The 26292-nt window shown below is 56.4% G+C and carries 21 protein-coding genes and 1 other annotated feature; of the genes, 12 read left to right on the top strand and 9 right to left on the bottom strand.

Going from position 1 to position 26292, the window contains the following annotated elements; all coding sequences use genetic code 11:
* Positions 1-22: 22 nt before the first annotated feature.
* The 3 genes from tomB to acrA form a co-directional block, all read right to left on the bottom strand.
* Positions 23-397 (bottom strand): Hha toxicity modulator TomB, encoded by a 375-nt coding sequence (tomB, locus tag INF73_RS10445; RefSeq protein WP_028012188.1) that lies wholly within the window; start codon positions 395-397, stop codon positions 23-25.
* A gap of 508 nt (positions 398-905) precedes the next feature.
* The gene (gene acrB, locus INF73_RS10440) at positions 906-4052 is read right to left on the bottom strand and encodes a multidrug efflux RND transporter permease subunit AcrB (protein ID WP_041911061.1); all 3147 of its coding nucleotides are present in this window, start codon (positions 4050-4052) and stop codon (positions 906-908) included.
* A 22-nt stretch (positions 4053-4074) separates the two neighbouring features.
* A complete protein-coding gene (gene acrA, locus INF73_RS10435) occupies positions 4075-5268 on the bottom strand; it encodes a multidrug efflux RND transporter periplasmic adaptor subunit AcrA (RefSeq protein WP_193541227.1) in 1194 nt (397 codons plus the stop codon).
* 141 nt (positions 5269-5409) lie between these two features.
* Here acrA and acrR point away from each other — a divergent pair, with 141 nt between their 5' ends.
* Together acrR and mscK are read left to right on the top strand one after the other, a co-directional pair.
* The gene (gene acrR, locus INF73_RS10430; protein WP_136486493.1) at positions 5410-6063 is read left to right on the top strand and encodes a multidrug efflux transporter transcriptional repressor AcrR; all 654 of its coding nucleotides are present in this window, start codon (positions 5410-5412) and stop codon (positions 6061-6063) included.
* 112 nt (positions 6064-6175) lie between these two features.
* Complete coding sequence (mscK, locus tag INF73_RS10425) at positions 6176-9523, top strand: mechanosensitive channel MscK (RefSeq protein ID WP_028012192.1); 3348 nt, start codon at positions 6176-6178, stop codon at positions 9521-9523.
* Between the two features lies 1 nt (position 9524).
* Here the strand turns inward: mscK and rsmS are convergent, their stop codons facing one another.
* Positions 9525-9701 (bottom strand): pleiotropic regulatory protein RsmS, encoded by a 177-nt coding sequence (gene rsmS / locus INF73_RS10420; RefSeq protein WP_032644839.1) that lies wholly within the window; start codon positions 9699-9701, stop codon positions 9525-9527.
* 14 nt (positions 9702-9715) lie between these two features.
* Positions 9716-10243: a primosomal replication protein N'' gene (gene priC / locus INF73_RS10415; protein WP_193541229.1), complete on the bottom strand. Its 528-nt coding sequence runs from the start codon at positions 10241-10243 to the stop codon at positions 9716-9718.
* 50 nt (positions 10244-10293) lie between these two features.
* Here priC and INF73_RS10410 point away from each other — a divergent pair, with 50 nt between their 5' ends.
* The 9 genes from INF73_RS10410 (at position 10294) to INF73_RS10370 (ending at position 19662) form a co-directional block, all read left to right on the top strand.
* Positions 10294-10671 (top strand): DUF454 family protein, encoded by a 378-nt coding sequence (locus INF73_RS10410; protein WP_193541231.1) that lies wholly within the window; start codon positions 10294-10296, stop codon positions 10669-10671.
* A gap of 151 nt (positions 10672-10822) precedes the next feature.
* The gene (gene apt, locus INF73_RS10405) at positions 10823-11374 is read left to right on the top strand and encodes an adenine phosphoribosyltransferase (protein WP_000127359.1); all 552 of its coding nucleotides are present in this window, start codon (positions 10823-10825) and stop codon (positions 11372-11374) included.
* A gap of 88 nt (positions 11375-11462) precedes the next feature.
* Positions 11463-13391: a DNA polymerase III subunit gamma/tau gene (dnaX, locus tag INF73_RS10400; RefSeq protein ID WP_193541233.1), complete on the top strand. Its 1929-nt coding sequence runs from the start codon at positions 11463-11465 to the stop codon at positions 13389-13391.
* Positions 12721-12785, top strand: a sequence feature (DnaX frameshifting element). (Overlaps the previous gene by 65 nt.)
* Positions 13392-13445: 54 nt before the next feature.
* Positions 13446-13778, top strand: coding sequence for a YbaB/EbfC family nucleoid-associated protein (locus tag INF73_RS10395; RefSeq protein ID WP_003858972.1), 333 nt, complete (start codon positions 13446-13448; stop codon positions 13776-13778).
* A complete protein-coding gene (gene recR / locus INF73_RS10390) occupies positions 13778-14383 on the top strand; it encodes a recombination mediator RecR (protein ID WP_006809843.1) in 606 nt (201 codons plus the stop codon). The genes INF73_RS10395 and recR overlap by 1 nt, the downstream gene beginning before the upstream one ends.
* Positions 14384-14493: 110 nt before the next feature.
* Positions 14494-16368 carry a molecular chaperone HtpG gene (gene htpG, locus INF73_RS10385; protein WP_193541235.1) on the top strand — a complete coding sequence of 625 codons (1875 nt, stop codon included), beginning with the start codon at positions 14494-14496 and terminating at the stop codon, positions 16366-16368.
* A gap of 195 nt (positions 16369-16563) precedes the next feature.
* Positions 16564-17208, top strand: a complete 645-nt coding sequence (adk, locus tag INF73_RS10380) for an adenylate kinase (protein WP_006809841.1) — start codon at positions 16564-16566, stop codon at positions 17206-17208.
* Between the two features lie 124 nt (positions 17209-17332).
* Positions 17333-18295, top strand: coding sequence for a ferrochelatase (hemH, locus tag INF73_RS10375; protein WP_041911054.1), 963 nt, complete (start codon positions 17333-17335; stop codon positions 18293-18295).
* A gap of 62 nt (positions 18296-18357) precedes the next feature.
* Complete coding sequence (locus INF73_RS10370; RefSeq protein WP_045260696.1) at positions 18358-19662, top strand: inosine/guanosine kinase; 1305 nt, start codon at positions 18358-18360, stop codon at positions 19660-19662.
* A 92-nt stretch (positions 19663-19754) separates the two neighbouring features.
* On the opposite strand, the gene ybaL is transcribed toward INF73_RS10370, so the two are convergent.
* Both ybaL and INF73_RS10360 read right to left on the bottom strand, forming a co-directional pair.
* Positions 19755-21431, bottom strand: a complete 1677-nt coding sequence (gene ybaL / locus INF73_RS10365) for a YbaL family putative K(+) efflux transporter (protein ID WP_045260697.1) — start codon at positions 21429-21431, stop codon at positions 19755-19757.
* 232 nt (positions 21432-21663) lie between these two features.
* Positions 21664-22872, bottom strand: coding sequence for an MFS transporter (locus INF73_RS10360; RefSeq protein WP_193541237.1), 1209 nt, complete (start codon positions 22870-22872; stop codon positions 21664-21666).
* A 164-nt stretch (positions 22873-23036) separates the two neighbouring features.
* Here INF73_RS10360 and ushA point away from each other — a divergent pair, with 164 nt between their 5' ends.
* On the top strand, positions 23037-24689 hold the full coding sequence (gene ushA, locus INF73_RS10355; RefSeq protein WP_028012202.1) for a bifunctional UDP-sugar hydrolase/5'-nucleotidase UshA: 1653 nt from the start codon (positions 23037-23039) through the stop codon (positions 24687-24689).
* 119 nt (positions 24690-24808) lie between these two features.
* Here the strand turns inward: ushA and ybaK are convergent, their stop codons facing one another.
* Complete coding sequence (gene ybaK / locus INF73_RS10350; RefSeq protein ID WP_193541239.1) at positions 24809-25288, bottom strand: Cys-tRNA(Pro)/Cys-tRNA(Cys) deacylase YbaK; 480 nt, start codon at positions 25286-25288, stop codon at positions 24809-24811.
* A gap of 198 nt (positions 25289-25486) precedes the next feature.
* Positions 25487-26281 (bottom strand): TraB/GumN family protein, encoded by a 795-nt coding sequence (locus INF73_RS10345; RefSeq protein WP_049000966.1) that lies wholly within the window; start codon positions 26279-26281, stop codon positions 25487-25489.
* Positions 26282-26292 lie beyond the last annotated feature (11 nt).

Raw genomic sequence — 26292 nt, 5'->3', positions numbered from 1 at the left:
CACCTTAGTAATTGTAATAATTTTAACAGGAAAGACTAACCGGGTTAGCTCTGCTCACGTTGACGAAACAGCGGAATAGCCGGTTTCCCGATTTACGCCATTTTTGCAGATCCTGAGTGTTAATGCCGTAACTGCTGAACAACATAAAGGTGTCGTCCAGGTATTCATCAATTTGCTCAATGAGCTTATTATCTTCATTGTACTTAATTTTATAATTAAGTGCGAAGGTAGCGATATGCTCTATCAGCTCATTCAACTGTAAATTGATGGCAGACGTTGGGTCATTCACCCAGCCATGGTTGCTTTCATCAAGATTGGCAAGGCAGTCATGGTACAAGGATTCGCAGAGAAATTTCAACTGCGCGATATCATGCCTTTTTGGCGAGTACTCGTCCATAGCGCATCCCCTTCTGAGTGATTTCTTACTCACCGAACATCATTGTCGGGATGGATACATCTGACTTAGCTACATGAGCGCTGTGTTCCTGATAACCTAACTATAAGCCACTCCTTCCTGGATTTCACCGCGCTATTACGAAAAATTACAAATAAAACCGCAGGCTGCGAGAGTCTACGCAAATGTTCATCCGAAACTGAACTTTTTTATCAGGATTAACGATAATTTTTCGCTTCCTTACATTTCATTGGCTTAGCTTACAGCCATAAGAAAAGTTCACATCCGGAGTTCCGTTTGTCTTAACTTTTAATTAGGAATATTCCTAACAACTTAAGCAGGGAAATAGATTTAAAAAAATCCTGAGTTCACCTATTAAGTTATCAGTTAATTATGATATGTCTGTTTAAGATGGCAGAAAATAAATAGGACCTCAATAAGCTTATTTTATGATTTTTTCTGAAAATGAAAAAGGCCGCAAATGCGGCCTTTTTATTATATGAAACCGGTATCAGTGAGGTTCTACCGAATGACTGTGCTCAACATCTTCATTCTTCCGGCTGAAGCGGCGGCGCACCACCACGAAGAACACCGGGACGAAGAAGATAGCCAGTACGGTCGCGGTGATCATACCGCCCATTACACCTGTACCGACCGCGTTCTGCGCACCGGAGCCTGCACCGGAGCTAATAACCAGCGGCATAACGCCGAGGATGAACGCCAGAGAGGTCATCAGGATTGGACGCAGACGCATACGCACCGCTTCCAGCGTCGCCTCAATAAGGCCTTTACCCTCTTTCTCCATCAGATCTTTGGCGAATTCAACGATAAGTATCGCGTTCTTCGCCGACAAGCCAATGGTTGTCAGCAGGCCTACCTGGAAGTACACGTCGTTGGTCAATCCACGGAACGTTGCCGCAAGCAGCGCACCAATAACCCCGAGTGGAACCACCAGCATAACGGAGAACGGAATTGACCAGCTCTCGTACAGCGCCGCCAGACACAGGAAGACTACAATCAGTGAAATGGCGTACAGGGCAGGGGCCTGGTTACCGGACAGACGTTCCTGATAGGACATACCGGTCCAGTCATAGCCGATACCCGCAGGCAGTTTGCTGGCCAGCTCTTCCATCAGGTTCATGGCTTCACCGGTGCTTCGGCCCGGTGCGGCCTGGCCCAGGATTTCCATCGACGGCAGACCGTTGTAACGTTCCAGACGCGGAGAGCCGTATTCCCAGTGTGACGTTGAGAAGGATGAGAACGGCACCATCTGACCGTTGCTGCCGCGAACGTACCAGTTGTTAATATCGTTCGGCAACATACGGTACTGCGCTTCGGACATGACGTACACTTTCTTCACGCGACCACGGTCGATGAAGTCGTTAACGTAGCTACCGCCCCAGGCCGCGCCCAGCGTAGTATTGATGTCGCTGATGGACACGCCCAGCGCCTGCGCTTTTTCCTGATCGATGTTGATCTTATACTGCGGCGTATCTTCCAGTCCGTTTGGACGTACGCCGACCAGCAGGTCAGGGTGTTTAGCCACTTCGCCGAACAGTTGGTTACGCGCCTGAGTCAGTTTCTCGTGACCCAGACCGCCCTGGTCGATCAGCTGGAAGTCGAAGCCGGTTGCCGTACCCAGTTCAACAATCGCTGGCAGGTTAAAGGCGAAGACCATCGCATCTTTAATCTGCGAGAAGGTGCCCATGGCACGGCCCGTGATCGCTTCAACTTTATTCTCATCGCCCGGACGATCCGCCCAGTCTTTCAGAGAAACGAAGGCGATACCGGTGTTCTGACCACGACCCGCAAAGCCAAAGCCGTTAACCGCAAACACGGATTCAACGTTCGCTTTCTCTTTGGTGAGATAGTAGTCCGTCACTTCGTCCAGCACCTTCTGGGTTCGCTCTTGCGACGCCCCTGCCGGAAGCTGTGCCATCGTCAGGAACACGCCCTGGTCTTCATCTGGCAGGAACGAGCTTGGCAGACGAACGAACAGGAACGCCATCCCCACTACGATGATGATATAGAGCAGCAGATAACGACCGGTACTGCGCAGGATATTGCCCACGCTGTCGGTATAGTGGTGCGTGCTCTTATCAAACATGCGGTTAAACCAGCCGAAGAACCCTTTATGCTCGCCGTGACCGCCTTTCTGAACCGGCTTCAGCATGGTGGCACACAGCGCTGGCGTCAGGATTAACGCTACCAGTACCGACAGCGCCATCGCGGAGACGATGGTAATGGAGAACTGGCGGTAAATCGCACCCGTAGAGCCCCCGAAGAAGGCCATCGGGATAAATACCGCGGACAGCACCATCGCAATACCGACCAGCGCGCCCTGGATCTGGCCCATAGATTTACGGGTGGCTTCCTTTGGCGGTAAACCTTCTTCCGCCATCACGCGCTCGACGTTCTCTACCACCACGATGGCGTCATCCACCAGCAGGCCAATGGCGAGCACCATCCCGAACATCGTCAGGGTGTTTATCGAGAACCCAAAGGCTGCAAGGATAGCAAAGGTCCCCAGCAGAACGACCGGCACGGCGATGGTTGGGATCAGCGTCGCGCGGAAGTTTTGCAGGAACAGATACATCACCAGGAACACCAGGATGATCGCTTCTACCAGCGTTTTAACCACTTCGTGAATCGAAATTTTAACGAACGGCGTAGTGTCATACGGATAAACGATTTTCAGGCCTGACGGGAAGAACGGTTCCATCTTCTTCAGTTCTGCACGGATCGCCGTCGCGGTGTCCAGGGCGTTCGCGCCCGTCGCCAGTTTGATACCCAGACCGGACGCCGGTTTACCGTTAAACTTCGCGATGATGTCGTAGTTCTCACCACCCAGCTCAACCCTGGCCACGTCGCGCAGACGAACCTGCGAACCGTCCTGGTTCACCTTCAGCAGAATTTTGCTGAACTCATCGGCGGAGGTCAGACGGGTTTGCGCGATAATGGACGCGTTAAGCTGCTGGCCTTTCACCGGCGGCGTACCGCCTAGCTGACCGGCTGCCACCTGGGCGTTCTGCGCTTTAATCGCGTTAATCACGTCAACCGGCGTCAGCTGGAAGTTGTTCAGTTTGTTCGGATCCATCCAGATACGCATCGCGTACTGGGAACCGAACAGCTGAACGTCACCCACACCGGACGTACGGCTGATGGCGTCCTTCATGTTGGCGCCCACGTAGTCGGAAATATCCTCCTGCGTCATGGTGCCGTTGGTGTTAATAACGCCGACAACCATCAGGAAGCTGCTGGACGATTTCTCGACGCTCACACCCTGCTGTTGCACTTCCTGCGGCAGAAGAGGCATTGCCAGCTGCAGTTTGTTCTGGACCTGAACCTGCGCAATGTCCGCATCCGTACCGGATTCAAAGGTCAGGGTGATCTGCACCGTACCGGTGGAGTCACTGTTTGAGGACATGTACATCAGGTTATCGATACCGTTCATGTTCTGTTCGATAACCTGAGTCACGGTATCCTGCACCGTTTTCGCATCAGCCCCCGGGTAGGTTGCGGAGATCGTTACCGCCGGTGGCGCAATCGTTGGATATTGCGCAACAGGCAGCTTCAGGATCGCAAGTCCCCCGGCCAGCATGATGATAATGGCGATCACCCACGCAAATATGGGGCGATCGATAAAGAAATTAGGCATGTCTTAACGGCTCCTGTTTAAGTTAAGACTTGGTTTGTTCTGACTGGCCAGCGGCCGAAGCTTGTTGTTTATCGTCAGATGTCACTTCCTGTGCTTTTACCTGCGCGCCAGGACGTACTTTTTGCAAACCAGAAACAATCACGCGATCGCCATCTTTCAGACCTTCCGTCACCAGCCATTTATCGCCAATCGCCTGCGTGGCGGTGATATTGCGCGTTTCGACTTTGTTATCTGCCCCAACAACCAGTGCGCTCGCATCGCCGCGTGGCGTACGGGTCACACCCTGCTGTGGAACAAGAAGTGCGGTTGGATTCGTTCCTTCTTCCAGACGCGCGCGAACGAACATACCTGGCAGCAGATTTTTGTCAGGGTTCGGGAAAATCGCACGTAAGGTGATGGAACCGGTGGTCTGGTCGACCGTCACATCAGAGAATTCCAGAGTACCTTCCTGCGGGAACTTGATACCGTCGTTGGTAACCAGCTCCACTTTGGCTTTGCCGTTTTCCTGTTTCAGGGTGCCGTTAGCCAGCTCCTGTTTCAGGCGCAGGAAATCGTTGCTGGACTGCGTCACGTCAACGTAGATCGGATCAAGCTGCTGCACGGTAGCCAGCGCAGTGGTCTGCCCGTTCTGCACCAGCGCCCCTTCCGTCACGGCAGATTTACCAATACGACCGCTGATAGGGGAGGTCACTTTGGTATAGGCCAGGTTAATGCGTGCAGTTTCGACAGCCGCTTTGGCTGCTACCACGGCCGCGTTAGCCTGCTGGGCATCTGCCAGCGCGGTATCGTAATCCTGTTGGCTGATGTACTTCGTGCCGAGCAGTTTCTGATAGCGGTTCAGCGTCAGCTGGGCAATTTTTGCCGCCGCTTGTGCTTTAGCCAGGTCACCTTTCGCGCTTTCATAAGAAGCCTGATAGGTCGCGGGATCAATCTGATACAGAGATTCACCGGCCTTCACATCGCCGCCTTCGGTAAAGTTACGTTTCAGGATAATGCCGCTAACCTGAGGACGCACTTCCGCAATGCGGTAAGCGTTTGTACGGCCTGGTAATTCTGTGGTGATCTGCAGAGGTTCAGATTTGAGTGTCACAACGCCGACTTCTGGCGCCTGCTGAGCTCCTTGTTGAGCCGGTTTGTCGTCACATCCTGTAAGCGCTAAGCTGCCTGAGAGCATCAGAACGACCGCCAGAGGCGTTAACCCTCTGTTTTTGTTCATATGTAAACCTCGAGTGTCCGATTTCAAATTGATCAAGGGTCCTGAGTCTAAAAACCCATTGCTGCGTTTATATTATCGTCATGCTATGGTACATACATTCACAAATGTATGTAAATCTGACTCCTGTAAATTCACCCACCTATGGCACGAAAAACTAAACAACAAGCGCTGGAAACCCGACAACACATTCTGGATGTGGCAATACGTTTGTTCTCTCAGCAGGGTGTTTCTTCTACCTCGCTGGCGCAAATTGCTCAGGCTGCCGGTGTGACGCGGGGAGCGATTTACTGGCATTTTAAAGACAAGTCAGATCTGTTCAGTGAAATCTGGGAGCTTTCAGAGTCCAGCATTAGCGATCTCGAGAGTGAGTATCGGGCAAAATTCCCTGACGATCCACTCTCTGTATTAAGAGAAATATTAGTATATATCCTTGAAGCAACGGTAGTTGAAGAGCGTCGCAGATTAATGATGGAAATTATCTTTCATAAATGTGAGTTCGTGGGCGAGATGGCGGTGGTGCAACAGGCGCAGCGCAGCCTCAGCCTGGAGAGCTACGATCGTATCGAACAGAACCTGAACCTGTGTATGCAGGCAAAGCTGTTACCGGCCAATTTACTCACCCGCCGGGCGGCCATCCTGATGCGCAGCTACATTTCAGGTCTGATGGAAAACTGGCTTTTTGCGCCACAATCCTTTGACCTCAAAGAGGAAGCCCGCAGCTACGTGGCGGTTTTACTGGAAATGCTACAGCTCTGCCCGACGCTGCGCAGCGACGCGCCTTCGCTCACGGCCTGAGCCCTTCCAGGATTTATCTCAGAGGCTTACGTTCTCGCTATTCTGCTTCCGACGAGCGTGATATTCTTCACGCCGGACTATTTTCGGTCATCTGCTGACATCATTCACAACTATGCTGCCCATCAATCGCTCGCAACATCCTGTATTTGCATTGCTCTTTGCTATGCTGTTTTTCTTCGCCACGGCGCCGCTGACCTGGGCCCGCGCCGACAACAGTAACGATATCCCCACGCGCGCTGATGTTCAGTCGCAGCTCGACACGCTGAATAAACAAAAAGAACTCTCTCCTCAGGAAAAACTGACGCAGCAGGATCTGACAGAAACGCTGGAAACGCTGGATAAAATTGAACGCGTTAAGGCTGAAACTGCACAGCTTCGTCAAAAGGTGGCGCAGGCGCCGGAGAACATGCGTAAGGCCACGGAAGCGCTAAGCGCGCTGAGCGACGTCGATAACGACGATGAAACGCGCAAAACGCTCTCCACGCTCTCCTTACGCCAGCTGGAATCGCGCGTCGCGCAATTGCTCGACGATCTGCAAACCGCACAGTCTGACCTCGCGACCTACAACAGTCAGCTCGTCTCCCTGCAAACCCAGCCCGAGCGCGTGCAAAACGCGATGTACGCCGCGTCTCAGCAGCTGCAGCAGATCCGTAACCGCCTGAACGGCACGACGGTAGGGGAGGGCACGCTGCGCCCGACCCAGCAAACCCTGCTGCTGGTTCAGCAGTCGCTGCTCAATGCGCAAATTGAACAGCAGCGTAAAAGCCTGGAAGGGAATACGGTGCTGCAGGACACGCTCCAGAAGCAGCGTGATTACGTCACCGCGAACATTAATCGTCTGGAACATCAGCTTCAGTTGCTGCAGGAAGCTGTTAACAGCAAGCGCCTGACGCTGACTGAAAAAACCGCCCAGGAGGCCGTATCCCCTGACGAAACCGCCCGTATTCAGGCGAATCCTCTGGTGAAGCAGGAGCTTGAGGCTAACCACCAGCTCAGCCAGCGCCTGATAGTGGCGACGGAAAGCGGCAACTCGCTGGTTCAGCAAAATATCAAAGTGAAGAACTGGCTGGATCGCGCGCTGCAGGCGGAACGCAACATTAAAGAGCAGATCGCGGTTCTGAAGGGCAGCCTCCTGCTGTCGCGTATTCTCTACCAGCAGCAGCAGACGCTGCCGTCTGCCGACGAGCTGGAGGACATGACCAACCGCATTGCGGATTTACGTCTGGAACAGTTTGACGTCAACCAGCAGCGCGATGCCCTTTTCCAGAGTGATGCCTTTGTCGCCAAAATTGAAGAGGGGCACTCCAGTGACGTAAACCCGGAAGTGCATGACGCGCTGCTCCAGGTGGTGGATATGCGCCGTGAACTGCTGGACCAGCTCAATAAACAGCTGGGCAACCAGCTGATGATGGCGATTAACCTGCAGATCAACCAGCAGCAGCTGGTCAGCGTGTCAAAAAGCCTGCAGGAGATTTTGACGCAGCAGATTTTCTGGGTGAACAGCAATAAGCCGATGGACTGGGACTGGATTAAGTCCTTCCCGGAGACGCTGAAAACGCAGATTAAGAGCATGAAAATCACCGTGAACTGGGAGAAAGCCTGGCCTGCGGTAATGATTGCTTTCCTGGCGGGCTTACCGCTGCTGCTGATTGCCGGTCTGATCCGCTGGCGTTTGAAATGGCTGAAACAGTACCAGGCGAAGCTGGCTTCGGAAGTGGGGCAACTGCGTAACGACAGCCAGCTCCATACGCCAAAAGCGATTCTGATCGATCTCATTCGCGCGCTGCCGGTGTGCCTGATTATTCTGGCCGTGGGCCTGATTCTGCTCACGATGCAGCTTAACGTCAGCGATCTGCTCTGGGCGTTCAGTAAAAAACTGGCGCTGTTCTGGCTGGTATTTGGCGTGTGCTGGAAGGTGCTCGAAAAAGACGGCGTGGCGGTGCGTCACTTCAACATGCCTGCTCAGTTGACCAGCCACTGGCGTCGCCAGATTGTGCGCGTCAGCCTGGCGCTCCTGCCGCTGCACTTCTGGTCGGTAGTCTCCGAGCTTTCCCCGCTGCATCTGATGGATGATGTGCTGGGTCAACTGGTCATTCTGCTCAACCTGCTGCTGATTGCGATCCTGATGTGGCCGATGTGCCGCGACAGCTGGCGCGATAAGGAGTCCCACAATATCCGTCTGGCCACCGTGACGGTGCTGGCGATCATTCCGCTGGCGCTGATGGTGCTTACGGCAACGGGCTACTTCTACACCACGCTGCGCCTGTCCGGGCGCTGGATTGAAACCGTCTATCTGGTGATTGTCTGGAACCTGCTCTATCAGACCGTGCTGCGCGGCTTAAGCGTCGCGGCTCGCCGCATTGCCTACCGTCGTGCCATTGCGCGTCGTCAGCATCAGGTGAAAGAGGGGGCCGAAGGCGCGGAGCCGCAGGAAGAGCCGACCATCGCGCTGGAGCAGGTTAACCAGCAGACGCTGCGTATCACCATGCTGGTGATGATCGCGCTGTTTGCGGTGATGTTCTGGGCGATCTGGTCTGATTTAATTACCGTCTTCGCCTATCTCGACAGCATTACCCTCTGGCAGTACAACGGTACCGAAGCCGGCGCGGCGGTGATGAAAAGCGTCACCATGGGCAGCCTGCTGTTTGCGCTGGTGTCGTCGGTGGTGGCCTGGGCGCTGATTCGTAACCTGCCGGGTCTGCTGGAAGTGCTGGTGCTCTCAAGGCTGAACCTGCGCCAGGGGGCGTCTTACGCCATCACCACTATCCTGAATTACGTCATCATTATCGTCGGGGCGATGACGGTATTCGGCTCGCTGGGCGTCTCGTGGGATAAACTGCAGTGGCTGGCGGCGGCCCTCTCGGTCGGTCTTGGTTTTGGCCTGCAGGAGATCTTCGGTAACTTTGTCTCCGGCCTGATTATCCTCTTCGAACGTCCGGTGCGTATCGGCGATACCGTCACCATCGGCACGTTCTCCGGGACCGTCAGCAAGATCCGAATTCGTGCGACCACCATCACCGACTTCGATCGCAAAGAGGTGATCATCCCGAACAAAGCGTTCGTGACCGAGCGTCTGATCAACTGGTCGCTCTCTGATACGGTGACGCGCGTGGTGATCCGCCTGGGCGTAGCCTATGGATCGGATCTGGATAAGGTGAAAGAGGTGCTGCTGAAGGCGGCGTCTGAGCATCCGAAAGTGATGCACGATCCTGCCCCGGCTGTGTTCTTCACCACCTTTGGGCCGAGTACGCTGGATCACGAGCTGCGTTTATACGTGCGCGAGCTGCGCGACCGCAGCTACACGGTGGATGAGCTTAACCGCTCTATCGATCGCCTGTGCCGTGAAAACGATATTAATATCGCCTTCAACCAGCTTGAGGTTCACCTGCGTAACGAGAAAGGTGATGAGCATACGGAAGTGAAGCGCGACATTAAGGGCGACGACCCGACTCCCGCTTAATCTATTTTCCCTCTCCCACGGGGAGAGGGTTAGGGTGAGGGGGAAGTTTCCCCTCAAAATCCCGCCGCACAATCTCCAGCGCTTTAAGCACCGTCCCGGCGGGGATCTCATGATTCTCCAGCAGCATAATCAAATCGACGGCCAGCTTGACCTCGTCGGGTGCATTTTCCAGTGACATAGATGTGGCTCCAGTTAACGGGTCAGGCGTTCAATCACGCGTTCAATCTCATCCAGCGCCTGACGGCAGCGGACGATGCGGCCTTCCAGCGCGCTAATCTCGCGCATCAATAGCTGCTGCTCTTCCAGCGTTTCGCTGTTGTTCAGGCGGGCTTCGCGCTCGCGCTTCATCTCAAACAGACGCCGCTCAAACTCCTGGTTCTCCAGCCGCTTGCGCTGCCATTTGCCCAGCCCAGGCGAGGCGCTGTCCCACGCCCGTAGCGGCCAGGCGGCGATTTCGCGGTGCAGGGCGGTGATCTGCTCGGTAAGATGCTCCGCAAGCCACACCACCTGTTCCTGCTGTTCACTCTCAACCGCGTGGCGAAGCTCATCGAGGTTGGTCTGCATCTCAGCAAGGTAATCCTGAATGACGGTGCTGCGGGTGCGGAAAAGCTGCCGATCAAAGCGCGGTTTCAGCGTGGCGTGTCCCATCAGCGGCATGGCCTGCGCCCGCAGAGCGATCAGCTGATTTTGCAGCCTCTCAAGAAGCAGTGCTGTTTTCAATGCGCTCTCCAGTGGTAAAGTAGCCGTTCAGTTTGATAACGATTCGCATTATGCAGCGTACTATTTTAATCATCATTGGCTGGCTCGCGGTAGTGCTGGGTACGCTGGGCGTTGTATTGCCCTTACTGCCGACCACGCCGTTTATCCTGCTGGCCGCCTGGTGCTTCGCCCGCTCGTCGCCGCGTTTTCACCACTGGCTCCTGTACCGCTCGTGGTTTGGCGGCTACCTGCGGCACTGGCAAAAACACCGGGCCATGCCGCCCGGGGCCAAGCCGCGCGCCATTGCCTTTATCCTGATCACGTTCGCCGTTTCGTTATGGCTGGTGAACATGATGTGGGTGCGTATTCTGCTGCTGACGATCCTGGCCTGCCTGCTGATCTTCATGTGGCGGATCCCCGTGGTTGATGAAAAGCAACAAAAGCACTGAAGCCTCATCATGGCGGTTGCAATTATGGCGCGCAGCCAGTAAATTCGACCGTTTTCGAGCACAGGTGCGCCTGGTCAAAGGTTAAACAACTGTTACTTTGACCGACTCGTCGCGCGCCGTGAGTAACACTGTTTCATTTAGGCACAAACCGATGACCGCAACTGCGCAGCAGCTTGAATATCTGAAAAATAGCATCAAAAGTATCCAGGACTATCCAAAGCCTGGCATTCTTTTCCGTGATGTCACCAGCTTGCTGGAAGACCCGAAAGCGTACGCGCTCAGCATTGAACTGCTGGTCGAGCGTTATAAAAACGCCGGGATCACCAAAGTAGTAGGTACCGAAGCCCGTGGCTTCCTGTTTGGCGCACCGGTTGCGCTGGCGATGGGCGTGGGTTTTGTGCCGGTGCGTAAGCCGCGCAAGCTGCCGCGTGAAACCATCGCGGAGAGCTACGAGCTGGAGTACGGCACCGATCAGCTGGAGATCCACGTTGACGCGATCAAGCCCGGCGACAAAGTGCTGGTGGTTGACGATCTGCTGGCAACCGGCGGCACCATTGAAGCGACCGTCAAGCTGATCCGCCGTCTGGGTGGTGAAGTGACCGACGCGGCCTTCATCATCAACCTGTTCGATCTTGGCGGTGAGCAGCGCCTGGAAAAACAGGGCATTACCAGCTACAGCCTGGTGCCTTTCCCGGGTCATTAATCCCGGTTTTCACAACCTCGCTCAATGGGTGAGGTTGTGATAGCATTCCCCTCCATAAATTCACCTTCCAGCGTTGCAGAGCCTGCCCATGAGTTATCAGGTGTTAGCCCGTAAATGGCGACCACAAACCTTTGCTGACGTTGTCGGTCAGGAACATGTGCTGACGGCCCTGGCGAACGGCTTGTCGCTAGGTCGCATCCATCACGCCTATCTTTTTTCCGGCACCCGCGGCGTCGGTAAGACTTCTATTGCCCGTCTGCTGGCGAAAGGTCTGAACTGCGAAACCGGGATCACCGCCACCCCGTGCGGCGTGTGTGACAACTGCCGCGAGATCGAGCAGGGGCGTTTTGTCGATTTGATCGAGATCGACGCCGCCTCGCGTACCAAGGTGGAAGACACCCGCGATCTGCTCGACAACGTGCAGTACGCCCCGGCGCGCGGCCGCTTCAAGGTCTACCTGATCGATGAAGTGCACATGCTGTCGCGCCACAGCTTTAACGCCCTGCTGAAAACGCTGGAAGAGCCGCCCGCGCACGTTAAATTCCTGCTGGCGACCACCGATCCGCAAAAGCTGCCGGTCACCATCCTGTCGCGCTGCCTGCAGTTCCACCTGAAGGCGCTGGACGTTGAGCAGATCCGCGCGCAGCTTGAGCACATCCTTGATGAAGAGAAGATCGTTCACGAGCCGCGCGCCCTGCAGCTGCTGGCCCGCGCGGCGGACGGCAGCCTGCGCGATGCGCTAAGCCTGACCGACCAGGCGATTGCCAGCGGTGACGGCAAGCTCTCGACCGACGCGGTCAGCACCATGCTCGGCACGCTGGATGACGATCAGGCGCTGTCGCTCATCGAAGCGATGATTGCCGCCAACGGCGAGCGCGTGATGTCGCTGGTGAACGCGGCCGCTGCCCGCGGTATTGAGTGGGAAGCGCTGCTGGTTGAGATGCTCAGCCTGCTGCACCGCGTGGCGATGCTGCAGCTGTCTCCGTCGGCCATCGGTGCGGATATGGCCGCCATTGAACAGCGGATGCGTGAACTTGCCCGCACCGTGCCGCCTGCCGACGTGCAGCTGTATTACCAGACGCTGCTGATTGGCCGCAAAGAGTTACCGTTTGCACCGGACCCCAGGATGGGCGTCGAAATGACGCTGCTGCGCGCGCTGGCGTTCCACCCGCGCATGCCGTTGCCGGAACCGGAAGCGCCGCGGCAGTCTTTTGCCCCGGTCGCCCCTACGGCGGTAATGTCACCGCAGCAGGTGCCACCGCAGCCGACGCCGCCGCCACAGCAAAACGTGCCGCTGTCGGATGCCACCAGTTCGGTGCTTGCCGCACGCAGCCAGCTGCAGCGTGCGCAGGGAGTAACCAAACCAAAAAAGAGTGAACCGGCAGCGCCAGGAAGAGCGCGGCCGGTGAACAACGCCGCGCTTGAACGACTGGCCTCGGTAACGGAGCGCGTACAGTCGCGTCCGGCACCGTCCGCGCTCGAGCAGAAAGCCCCGGTGAAAGAAGAGGCTTACCGCTGGAAGGCGACCACCGTTGTTGAAACGGTCAAGGAAGTGGTCGCCACGCCGAAAGCGCTGAAAAAGGCGCTGGAGCATGAAAAAACGCCGGAGCTTTCCGCGAAGCTCGCCGAAGAGTCCATCGCGCGCGACGCCTGGGCCGCTGAGGTCAGCCAACTCCAGCTGCCGAAGCTGGTGGAGCAGGTCGCGCTAAACGCCTGGAAAGAGCAGGACGGCAATCAGGTGCGTCTGCACCTGCGTCCGGGCCAGCGGCACCTCAATTCCCCTGGCGCGCAAAAGGCGCTGGCCGAGGCGCTTGCTGCTTTACAGGGTTCACCGGTTGAATTGACTATCATTGAAGATGATAATTCGGCGGTGAAAACGCCGCTCGAGTGGCGCCAGGCCATTTATGAAGAGAAGCTCGCGCAGGCGCGCGAGGCAATTATTGCGGATAACAACATCCAGACCCTGCGCCGGTTCTTCGACGCCGATCTGGATGAAGAGAGTATTCGCCCCATTTGATCGTGAGTCTGACTTACGGTTGTAATCCTTAAACGTGAAAGAAGAGAGAAGCCTATGTTTGGTGGAAAAGGCGGTCTGGGTGGCCTGATGAAGCAGGCTCAGCAGATGCAGGAAAAAATGCAGAAGATGCAGGAAGAGATCGCTCAGCTGGAAGTCACGGGTGAATCCGGTGCCGGTCTGGTCAAGGTGACCATCAACGGTGCGCACAACTGCCGTCGCGTTGAAATCGACCCGAGCCTGCTCGAAGACGACAAAGAAATGCTGGAAGATCTGGTTGCAGCCGCGTTTAACGATGCCGCTCGCCGTATCGACGAAACCCAGAAAGAGAAAATGGCCTCTGTTTCCAGCGGTATGCAGCTGCCGCCGGGTTTTAAGATGCCATTCTGATGCAAACCAGTCCGCTGCTCACGCAGTTAATGGAAGCACTGCGCTGCCTGCCGGGCGTTGGCCCGAAGTCGGCGCAGCGCATGGCGTTTACGCTATTGCAGCGCGACCGCAGCGGCGGGATGCGCCTGGCGCAGGCTTTAACCCGCGCCATGTCAGAAATTGGTCACTGTGCGGATTGCCGGACCTTTACCGAGCAGGACGTGTGTAACATCTGTACGAACCCGCGTCGTCAGGAAAACGGTCAGATTTGCGTGGTGGAGAGTCCGGCGGACATCTACGCCATCGAACAAACCGGGCAGTTTTCCGGCCGCTATTTTGTGCTGATGGGGCATCTCTCCCCGCTGGACGGCATTGGCCCGGACGATATCGGTCTTGACCGCCTTGAACAGCGTCTTGAGTCCGAAACCATCAAAGAGGTGATCCTCGCCACCAACCCGACGGTGGAAGGGGAGGCAACCGCCAACTATATCGCCGAGCTGTGCGCGCAGTACGGCGTTGACGCCAGCCGCATCGCCCACGGCGTGCCGGTCGGCGGCGAGCTGGAGATGGTCGATGGCACCACGCTGTCGCACTCGCTGGCCGGACGACACAAGATTATTTTCTGACCAAACGGAGGCCGCGCGCGCGGCCTCCGCTTGAAAATTTCCCCCCTTATCCCCATCTCTCACTCAACGTTTTACAACCCCATTAAATGGCATTGTTGAGGTCGACTTAGATGAAAGGACAAGAAACCCGTGGTTTCCAGTCAGAAGTAAAACAGCTTCTGCACCTGATGATCCATTCCCTGTATTCCAACAAAGAAATTTTCCTGCGTGAGCTGATTTCCAACGCCTCCGATGCGGCGGACAAGCTGCGCTTCCGCGCGCTGTCCAACCCGGATCTGTATGAAGGCGACGGCGAACTGCGCGTGCGCGTCTCTTTCAACAAAGAGAACCGCACCCTGACCATCGCTGATAACGGCATCGGGATGAACCGCGACGAGGTGATCGACCACCTTGGCACCATCGCTAAATCCGGCACCAAAGCGTTCCTGGAGTCCATGGGCTCTGACCAGGCGAAAGACAGCCAGCTGATTGGCCAGTTCGGCGTAGGCTTCTACTCGGCGTTCATCGTGGCGGACAAAGTCACCGTGCGCACCCGCGCGGCGGGCGACAGCGCCGAGAACGGCGTGCTGTGGGAATCCAAAGGGGAAGGCGAATACACCGTTGATGACATCACCAAAGCGGATCGCGGCACCGAAATCACCCTCCACCTGCGCGAAGGCGAAGATGATTTCCTGAACGACTGGCGCGTACGCTCCATCATCAGCAAATATTCCGACCACATCGCGCTGCCGGTAGAGATTGAAAAACAGGAAGAGAAAGACGGTGAAACCGTGGTTTCCTGGGAGAAAATCAACAAGGCGCAGGCGCTGTGGACGCGTAATAAGGCTGAAATCAAAGACGACGAGTACAACGAGTTTTATAAGCACATCGCCCACGACTTTACCGACCCGCTGACCTGGAGCCACAACCGCGTGGAAGGGAAGCAGGAGTACACCAGCCTGCTGTACATTCCGGCACAGGCACCGTGGGACATGTGGAACCGCGATCACAAGCACGGCCTGAAGCTGTACGTGCAGCGCGTCTTCATCATGGACGACGCCGAGCAGTTCATGCCGAACTACCTGCGCTTTGTTCGTGGCCTGATAGACTCCAACGATCTGCCGCTGAACGTCTCCCGTGAAATCCTTCAGGACAGCACCGTTACCCGTAATCTGCGTAACGCTCTGACCAAACGTGCGTTGCAGATGCTGGAAAAACTGGCGAAAGACGACGCGGAAAAATACCAGACCTTCTGGAAACAGTTCGGCCTGGTGCTGAAAGAAGGCCCGGCTGAAGACATGGCGAACATTGAAACTATCGCCAAACTGCTGCGCTTCGCCTCTACGCATACCGACTCCTCCGCCCAGACCGTGTCGCTGGAAGAGTACGTCTCCCGCATGAAGGAAGGGCAGGAGAAGATCTACTACATCACCGCCGACAGCTATGCGGCAGCGAAGAGCAGCCCGCACCTGGAGCTGCTGCGTAAGAAAGGCATCGAAGTGCTGCTGCTTTCTGACCGCATCGACGAGTGGATGATGAACTACCTGACCGAGTTCGACGGTAAGGCGTTCCAGTCCGTTGCCAAAGCCGACGAGTCCATCGACAAGCTGGCGGATGAAGTGGACGAAAGCGCGAAAGAAGCCGAGAAGGCGCTTGAGCCGTTCGTTGAGCGTGTCAAAACCCTGCTGGGCGACCGCGTGAAAGAGGTAAGATTCACGCACCGTCTGACCGATACTCCGGCGATTGTCACCACCGATGCCGACGAAATGAGCACCCAGATGGCGAAGCTGTTCGCCGCGGCGGGCCAGGCCGTGCCGGAAGTGAAATATATCTTTGAGCTTAATCCGGATCATCCGCTGGTGAAACGCGCGGCGGATACCCAGGATGAAGCTCGCTTTGCCGAGTGGGTTGAACTCCTGCTGGATCAGTCCCTGCTGGCCGAGCGCGGCACCCTGGAAGATCCTAACCTGTTCATTAAACGTGTGAATGCGCTGCTGCTGGCGTAACTGACCACGTCTCCCCTGGTCTTCTCCCTCTCCCCGTGGGAGAGGGCCGGGGTGAGGGCACCAGACCGCACTCTCCCAAATTATCTCCCCCCATTAACCGTTTCAGCCTTCCCGCCTTCCTTGAGCCACGCCCGTTCTGGTGGTATTGTTTAGCGCTTTTGAAAAATTGAAACGACATTTGAGGGGATTTTCGCAATGCGTATTATTCTGCTTGGCGCTCCGGGCGCGGGTAAAGGAACTCAGGCTCAGTTCATCATGGAGAAATACGGTATTCCGCAAATCTCCACCGGTGACATGCTGCGCGCCGCTGTAAAATCTGGCTCCGAGCTGGGTAAACAAGCGAAAGACATCATGGACGCAGGCAAGCTGGTAACCGACGAGCTGGTTATCGCGCTGGTTAAAGAGCGCATTGCGCAAGAAGACTGCCGTAACGGTTTCCTGCTGGACGGCTTCCCGCGCACCATTCCTCAGGCTGACGCCATGAAAGAAGCGGGCATCAACGTGGACTACGTTCTGGAGTTCGACGTACCGGACGAGCTGATCGTTGACCGTATCGTTGGCCGTCGCGTACACGCTGCCTCTGGCCGCGTTTACCACATCAAATTCAACCCGCCTAAGGTTGAAGGCAAAGACGACGTGACCGGCGAAGAGCTGACCACCCGTAAAGACGATCAGGAAGAGACCGTGCGTAAACGCCTGGTGGAATACCATCAGATGACCGCGCCGCTGATTGGCTACTACACCAAAGAAGCGCAGGCGGGTAACACCAAATACGCCAAAGTTGACGGCACCAAAGCCGTGGCTGACGTACGTGCAGAGCTGGAAAAAATCCTCGGCTAATCACGCGCCTCTCACCCGGACTCCCGGGTGAGAAATATTCTCATCTTACCTATTACAGCAATGGGTTTCGTTTAAACGCATTTCCGCTACAATTGACAACCTATCAAATGGTTAAGAGGCGTGAATGAGTCAGGCGAAAACCGGCATCCTGCTTGCCAATCTGGGCACCCCAGAAGCACCCACTCCAGCGGCGGTAAAACGCTACCTGCGACAATTTTTAAGCGACACGCGCGTCGTGGATTTTCCGAGACTGCTGTGGTGGCCGCTGCTGCGTGGCGTCATTCTGCCGATTCGCTCTCCGCGCGTCGCCAAACTTTATCAGTCCGTCTGGATGGAGGAGGGCTCGCCGCTGATGGTGTACAGCCGTCGTCAGGAAAAAGCGCTGGCCGCCCGTCTGCCGGATATGCCCGTCGCACTCGGCATGAGCTACGGTAAACCTTCGCTGGAAAGTGCCGTCGATGCGCTGCTGGCACAGGGCGTGGATCATATCGTCGTGCTGGCCTTGTATCCGCAGTACTCCTGCTCGACGGTGGCCGCCGTCTGGGACGAGCTGGCGCGTATTCTGAAGACGCGTCGCCGCATTCCGGGCGTGACCTTTATTCGCGATTATGCGGATAACGATCTCTACATTAAGGCGCTTGCCAACAGCGCCCGAGCATCGTTTGAAAAGCACGGCGAACCGGATCTGCTGCTGCTCTCCTATCACGGTATTCCGCAGCGTTTCGCCAATGAAGGGGATGATTACCCCCAGCGCTGCCGCGATACCACCCGCGAGCTGGTCTCCGCCCTTGGCCTGCCGCCGGAGAAGGTGATGATGACCTTCCAGTCGCGCTTTGGCCGCGAGCCGTGGCTGACGCCGTACACCGATGAAACCCTCAAAATGCTCGGCGAGAAGGGCGTGAAGCACATTCAGGTGATGTCGCCGGGCTTCTCGGCGGACTGCCTTGAAACGCTGGAGGAGATCGCGGTGCAAAACCGGGAATTTTTCCTTGAGGCCGGCGGCGAAAAGTATGAGTACATTCCGGCGCTTAACGACTCACCTGAGCATATCGACATGATGGTCTCGCTGGTGACGAACAGCCGCTGATCGCACTCCGGGCCGGGTTTGTGCTACCATTCCCGGCCCATATTCTTCGTACAGTTCAGACCATGAAATTTCCCGGTAAACGCAAATCCAAACACTACTTTCCCGTCGATGCCCGCGATCCGCTCCTGCAGCAAATCCAGCCTGAAAATGAAACCAGCGCGGCCTGGGTTGTCGGTATCGACCAGACGCTGGTGGACATTGAAGCGAAAGTGGATGATGAGTTTGTCGCCCGTTACGGTCTGAGCGCCGGTCACTCGCTGGTGATTGAGGACGACGTTGCCGAAGCGCTGTATCAGGAGCTGGTGCGCGAAAATCTGATTACCCATCAGTTCGCTGGCGGCACCATCGGCAACACCATGCATAATTACTCGGTGCTGGCAGATGACCGCTCGGTGCTGCTCGGCGTGATGTGCAGCAATATCGAAATCGGTGGCTACGCCTACCGCTACCTGTGCAACACCTCCAGCCGCACCGATCTGAACTATCTCCAGGGCGTAGACGGGCCGATTGGCCGCTGCTTTACGCTGATCGGCGAATCCGGCGAGCGTACCTTTGCCATCAGCCCGGGCCACATGAACAAGCTGCGCGCGGAAAGCATTCCCGAAGAGGTGATCGCGGGCGCGTCTGCGCTGGTGCTGACCTCCTACCTGGTGCGCTGCAAGCCGGGCGAGCCGATGCCGGAAGCGACCATGAAGGCGATTGAGTACGCGAAAAAGTACGACGTGCCCGTCGTTCTGACGCTGGGCACCAAATTCGTGATTGCCGATAACCCGGAGTGGTGGCAGACCTTCCTGAAAGAGCACGTCTCGATTCTGGCGATGAACGAAGAAGAGGCCGAGGCGCTGACCGGTGAAAGCGATCCGCTGCTGGCGTCCGACAAAGCGCTGGACTGGGTGGATCTGGTGCTCTGCACCGCGGGTCCGGTTGGGCTGTATATGGCGGGGTTCACGGAAGAAGAGAGCAAGCGCAAAACCCAGCACCCGCTGCTGCCGGGGGCGATTGCGGAGTTCAACCAGTACGAGTTCAGCCGCGGCATGCGCCACAAAGACTGCGTGAATCCGCTGCGTATCTACTCCCACATTGCGCCGTATATGGGCGGGCCGGAGAAGATCATGAACACTAACGGCGCGGGCGACGGCGCGCTGGCCGCGCTGCTGCATGACATTACCGCGAACGCCTATCACAAAACTAACGTGCCGAACTCCAGCAAGCACAAGTTCAGCTGGCTGACCTATTCGTCGCTGGCGCAGGTGTGCAAGTACGCCAACCGCGTGAGCTACCAGGTGCTGAACCAGCATTCTCCACGCTTAACGCGTGGACTGCCGGAACGAGAAGACAGCCTCGAAGAGGCGTACTGGGACAGGTAAAAGCAAAACGGCAACCTGTGGTTGCCGTTTTTAGTATTTGTTCCCTCTCCCTGTGGAGAGGGCCAGGGTGAGGGCATCAGGCCGCAGCAAACTTACCCCGTAACCGCCTCTTCAACTGGCGGCTTCGTCAGCAGCGTCAGCATGGTGTTCGCAATCTCACGCTCGCCCATCACCACCTGATTCGCGCCGCGCTCGGTAATGTATTCCACCTCGTCGTCATAGTGCGCTCGGGCAATGATCTCAATACCGGGGCACTTCTCACGCGCGGAGGCCACAATCTCACCCGCTTCATAACCGTTTGGAATGGTCAGCAGCAGCCAGCGGGCACAGTCCAGATGTGCCAGCTCCATGATCTCTTCGTTCGCCGCATTGCCCAGCACCGCACGAATCCCGCGCTCGCGAAGCTCATCCACGCGGGTGCGTGACGTCTCAATCACCACCAGCGGGATCCCCTGCGCCATCAGCTTCTCGCCGAGCAGGCTGCCGACGCGGCCAAAGCCCACCAGCAGGGCGTGATTACAAATATCCACCGGGATCTGCTTCTCTTCTTCCGTTGCCTCTTCCAGCGTCTGCTCTTCGAGGGTTTCGGTCTTCTCGAGGTATTTTTCCAGCAGGGCAAACAATACCGGGTTTAGCATGATGGAGAGGATTGCCCCTGCCAGCACCAGATTTTGCCCCGCCTGTGGCAGCAGGTTCAATGCCATGCCCAGACCGGCCAGAATAAAGGCGAACTCGCCAATCTGTGCCAGGCTGGCGGCAATGGTCAGCGCCGTGCGCGGCGAGTGGCCGAACATTCGCACCAGGAAGAAAGCCGCGAGCGACTTACCAAAAATAATGATCGCCAGCGTGCCCAGCACGGCCAGCGGCTGCTGGATCAGCACCAGCGGATCGAACAGCATCCCGACGGAGACGAAGAACAGCACGGCAAACGCATCGCGCAGCGGCAGCGTGTCGTGCGCCGCACGGTGGCTCAGCTCGGATTCGTTCAGCACCATCCCGGCGAAGAACGCCCCCAGGGCAAAGGAGACATCAAACAGCTCAACGGCACCGAAGGCGATGCCCAGCGCCAGCGCCAGCACGGAGAGGGTAAACAGCTCGCGGGAGCCGGTTGCCGCGCTGCGGGACATGATCCACGGCACCAGACGGCGACCCACCAGCATCATGATGGCGATAAACGCCACCACTTTACCGATGGTGATGCTCATATCCAGCGCCAGCGAGGCGAAGCCGACGTTGTCTTTTTCCATCATCCCGGCGACGGCGGGCAGCAGTACCAGCGTCAGGACCATGACCAGATCTTCTACAATCAGCCAGCCAATCGCGATTTGCCCGCGCTGGCTGTCTATCAACTGCCTCTCTTCAAGCGCGCGCAGCAGCACCACGGTACTGGCGGTGGAGAGGCACAGCCCAAAGACGATGCCGGTCATCAGCGACCAGCCCAGCACTGCCGAAAGCGCCATGCCCAGCAGCGTCGCCACCCCTATCTGGGCGATCGCTCCGGGTATGGCGATCGACTTTACCGCCATCAGGTCCTTCAGCGAAAAATGCAGACCGACGCCAAACATCAGCAGAATCACGCCCAATTCCGCCAGTTCAGGAGCCAGTTTGGTATCCGCAACAAAACCTGGCGTAAACGGTCCCGCCAGCACACCTGCCAGCAGATAGCCGACAAGAGGAGAAATACGCAGCTTATTGGCAATCATGCCAAGGATAAAAGCGAGCACAAGTCCACCAACAATGGTGGTAATAAGCGGTGTGGCGTGGTGCATTCCGTCTCCTTTCGTGGTGAGTGTTCCATTTTTGGCGTGAATACCAAAAAGCCAGGTAATAGTTTATGACAATTTTTACCCTTATGTTTATGAATAATTGTTGAAGTTTGAATAAAACAGCAATATGCGCGTAAAAAAGCGCATTTTGATAAATTACGCAAGAGGAGAAAGAAGAAACCCTTATGGCATCAGGCTGTCAGGCAGCCAAAGTCAAACTTTGGCTGCCCGTAATTTACGCTTTGTGGCGGTTATCAGGCAGGAATATGGTCAACATCCCAAGAAGTGGCAGGAAAGCGCAGATTTTATAAACCAGGAAGATGCTGGTGTGATCCGCAACCATCCCTAATACCGCTGCACCCAGCCCGCCCATGCCGAAGGCGAAACCGAAAAACAGTCCGGAAACCATACCGATACGACCAGGCAGCAGCTCCTGGGCATAGACCAGAATGGCGGAAAACGCGGAGGCGAGGATAAAACCAATAATCACGGTCAAAATCCCCGTCCATTCAAGGCTGGCGTACGGCAAAATGAGGGTAAAGGGCGCCACGCCGAGGATAGAGCCCCAAATGACATATTTACGGCCAATTTTATCCCCCACCGGCCCGCCAATGACCGTTCCTGCGGCCACCGCGAAGAGGAAAGCAAACAGGTGAAACTGCGCGTTTTGTACCGATAATCCGAATTTTTGCATCAGATAAAAGGTGTAATAGCTGCTGATGCTCGCCATATAGAAGTATTTCGAGAAAATCAGCACCAGCAGCACGGAGACCGCAAGAATGACCTTATTACGAGGCAGGGGATTGATAACCTTCGCTTTAGGTTTCCCTTTGTTCACGCGATGCTGAGCGGCGTACCAGCGGCTGATCTGTGCCAGCACGACAATGGCGAGCAGGGCGGCCAGCACAAACCAGGCCACATTGCCTTTGCCATACGGGGCGATAATCACCGCCGCCAGCAGCGGGCCGAGGGAGCTACCGAAGTTGCCCCCTACCTGGAAGAGTGACTGCGCCAGCCCGTGACGGCCACCGGAGGCCATACGTGCCACGCGTGAGGACTCCGGGTGGAAGACGGACGAGCCGGTCCCCACCAGCGCGGCGGCGAGCAGAACCGATTCAAAACTGCCTGCCATGGCCAGCAGCACCAGCCCGCTTAAGGTAAAGCACATGCCTATCGGCAGCGACCACGGCATCGGGTATTTATCCGTCCAGTAACCCACCACCGGCTGCAGCAGCGACGAGGCCAGCTGGAAGGTCAGGGTGATCATCCCGATCTGTACGAAGGTTAACGAAAACTCGGACTGCAGCAGCGGGTAGATCGCCAGAATCAACGACTGGATCATGTCGTTGAGCAGGTGCGAGAGGCTGATTGCGCCTAAAACTTTAAATGAGGTGCGCGACGCCCGCGCGCCCGGAGCGGGCTGGGTTGATTCACTGATTGCCATAAATACCACGTCAATTTGTTATTAGAGATGCAGGGAGTAATTATTATCCGACTAACATACTCGTCCGTGACATTTGAAGAAAGTCGCAATTCTGAAAACTTATTTGTCTATTCTTGTTAGTCACTGTAATTTTTGCCTTTGTCTATTGGTCAGGGAGAGAGAAGATGAAGTTAATGAAGCGGGGCGTCGCGCTGGCGCTTATTGCCGCATGGGGCCTGGCAAGCCTGCCCGCGCAGGCGTATGAAAAAGATAAAACCTATAAAATCACCATTCTGCATACCAACGATCATCACGGTCATTTCTGGCGCAGTGAATACGGCGAGTATGGTCTGTCGGCGCAAAAAACACTGGTGGACGGCATTCGCAAAGAGGTGGCGGCCCAGGGCGGCAGCGTGTTGCTGCTGTCGGGCGGGGATATTAATACCGGCGTGCCGGAATCGGATTTACAGGATGCTGAACCCGATTTCCGCGGCATGAATTTAATCGGTTACGACGCGATGGCCGTCGGCAACCACGAGTTTGACAATCCGCTGAGCGTGCTGCGCCAGCAGGAGAAATGGTCCAAATTCCCGTTCCTCTCCGCCAATATTTACCAGAAAAGCACCGGCGAACGTCTGTTTAAACCGTGGGCGCTGTTTAAGCGTCAGGATCTCAAAATCGCGGTCATCGGCTTAACCACCGACGATACGGCAAAAATCGGTAACCCTGAGTTCTTCACCGATATCGAATTCCGCAAACCGGCAGACGAAGCGAAGCTGGTGATTCAGGAGCTGCAGCAGAACGAAAAGCCGGACGTGATTATCGCCACTACCCACATGGGACACTACGATAACGGCGAGCACGGCTCCAATGCGCCCGGCGACGTGGAGATGGCGCGCAGCCTGCCAGCGGGCTCGCTGGCGATGATTGTGGGCGGTCACTCGCAGGATCCGGTGTGCATGGCGTCGGAGAACAAAAAGCAGGTGGACTACGTGCCGGGCACGCCATGTGCGCCAGATCGTCAGAACGGGATCTGGATTGTGCAGGCCCACGAGTGGGGTAAATACGTGGGTCGGGCGGACTTTGAGTTTCGTAACGGTGAGATGAAGCTGGTGCGCTATCAGCTCATCCCGGTGAACCTGAAGAAGAAAGTCACCTACCCGGACGGGAAAAGCGAGCGCGTACTTTACACGCCAGAGATTGCTGAAAACCAGCAGATGCTCTCCCTGCTGACGCCGTTCCAGAACAAGGGCAAGGCGCAGCTGGACGTGAAAATCGGCACGCTGAACGGTCGTCTGGAAGGGGACCGCAGTAAAGTCCGCTTCGTGCAGACCAACATGGGCCATCTGGTGCTGGCGGCGCAGATGGCGCGCACGAATGCGGACTTCGGCGTGATGAGCGGCGGCGGCATTCGTGACTCCATCGAAGGCGGAAACATCACCTATAAAGACGTGCTGAAGGTGCAGCCGTTCGGCAACGTGGTGGTGTATGCGGATATGAGCGGGAAAGAGGTTGTTGACTACCTGACCGCCGTGGCGCAGATGAAGCCGGACTCGGGTGCCTATCCGCAGTTTGCCAACGTCAGCTTTGTGGCGAAGGACGGCAAGCTCAACGATCTCAAAATCAAAGGCGAGCCGGTAGACCCTGCGAAAACCTACCGTCTGGCGACGTTAAGCTTTAACGCCACCGGCGGCGACGGCTATCCGCACATCGATAATAAACCGGGCTACGTAAACACCGGTTTTATTGATGCGGAAGTGCTGAAGCAGTACATCGAGCAGAACTCGCCGATTGACGTGAATGCCTATGAGCCGAAAGGTGAGGTGAGCTGGCAGTAGTGTTGTGCGGCCTGATGCCCTCACCCCAACCCTCTCCCACCGGGAGAGGGCGCGAACACAAAAAACGGTAACGCCTGTTACCGTTTTGCTTTTACCTCGTAGCCGCCACCCGGCTTTTTTTACTCCCGGCGGGCAATATCCGCAAACTTCGCGTCCAGCATTTTCGCCAGATCGCCCGCGGCCAGTTCAATATCCAGCCCGCGTTTACCGCCCGAAATATAGATCGTCTCAAATTCCTGCGAAGGCGCATCGATCAGCGTCGGCAGCCGTTTTTTCTGTCCGAGCGGGCTGATCCCGCCCACCAGATAGCCCGTGGTGCGTTGCGCAACCATCGGGTCCGCCATATCCACCTTTTTCGCCCCCAGCGCTTTCGCTACCTTTTTGAGATCGAGCTGTCCGGCAACGGGCGTTACCGCCACGGCGAGGTGCTTCATATCGCCATTCACCGCCACCAGCAGCGTTTTATAGACCTGGTCAGCGTTCAGCCCCAGCTTGCGCACCACTTCATCACCAAAGTTGGTTTCGTTCGGATCGTGATCGTAGGTATGGATCCGGAAAGAAATATTGTTTTCTTCGAGTAATTTAACGGCGGGAGTCATAGCTATCCTTCTTACGACAGACAATTCATGCAGCCAGCATACGCCTGACGTTTGTCTAAAAAATAGCACCATCTTGCGCAATAGTGTTGGCAGTGATGGTCACTTTGAGCGACAATCGGCTCAGCCGAAGGTCACTTCGGTATAATAAAAACGATGAAATTCCTCTTTGACGGGCCAATAGAGATATTGGCCATTTTTTTATTTCAACAGCGACGGCAAATTCCCTTCGCCGTATAAATGCAGCGCCCCGACTGCGACCACGTACTCCCCCGCAGGTAAAGCATGCAGCGTCTCTCGCCAGGCTTTGTTGCGCGCATTCATCAGCACATCATAAAGCGATTCACTGAACGTCGACGGTAGCGCCAGCTTACCGTCCGCGGGCGGCGCATCCAGCCACCAGCCAATCATGGTTTGCAGCAGACGCGCGTTGGTGTGCCAGTGGGTCAGGGTATCATCCAGCAGCATCAGACCGTCGTCAGGAAGCTGGCGCAGGAGCGCAATCTGGCTGTCCGTCCCTTCCAGCTCGATGATGGGCATACGGCGCGCCCGCGCCACGTTCAGCAGCTGGTAATCAATGCCATAGTCACCGCGCAGGCCCAGACGCTGCGCCTGCGTGGCCTGCAGCACCATCGCAATTTGCCACAGCGGCAGGTTGTCAATCATGGAGAGCGACACGCCGGTTTCTGCCGCCACGCGCCTCAGCTCCGCGAGCTGGTCGTCGTTCAGGCGCTCCGCCAGCGGGAGATCGCTTTCAAGCCCGGCAAACGGCGACTCGTGGCCGGAAATGTCCGCCTCGACGACCAGCGCGTCGGCGCGCTTCAGGCGTTTTATCAGACCGGATGGCAGAGGAGACATTCCCTGCGTGCCCATATGGATGCTGCCGACCAGGTGCAGGTGTTGCCCGCCGGGAAGCGAGATATCCAGGCCGGGCCAGGCATAGCGGCGGGGAAAGAGGGCGCGAAACGATGCTTTTATACGATTAAACAGACTCATACGCGCTCCAT

Origin of the sequence: Enterobacter cloacae complex sp. P6RS, assembly GCF_014982245.1 — a bacterium.
Lineage (GTDB): Bacteria > Pseudomonadota > Gammaproteobacteria > Enterobacterales > Enterobacteriaceae > Enterobacter > Enterobacter bugandensis.
The sequence above is the reverse complement of the archived record's forward strand: the minus strand, read 5'-3'. Positions and strand labels throughout refer to the sequence as shown.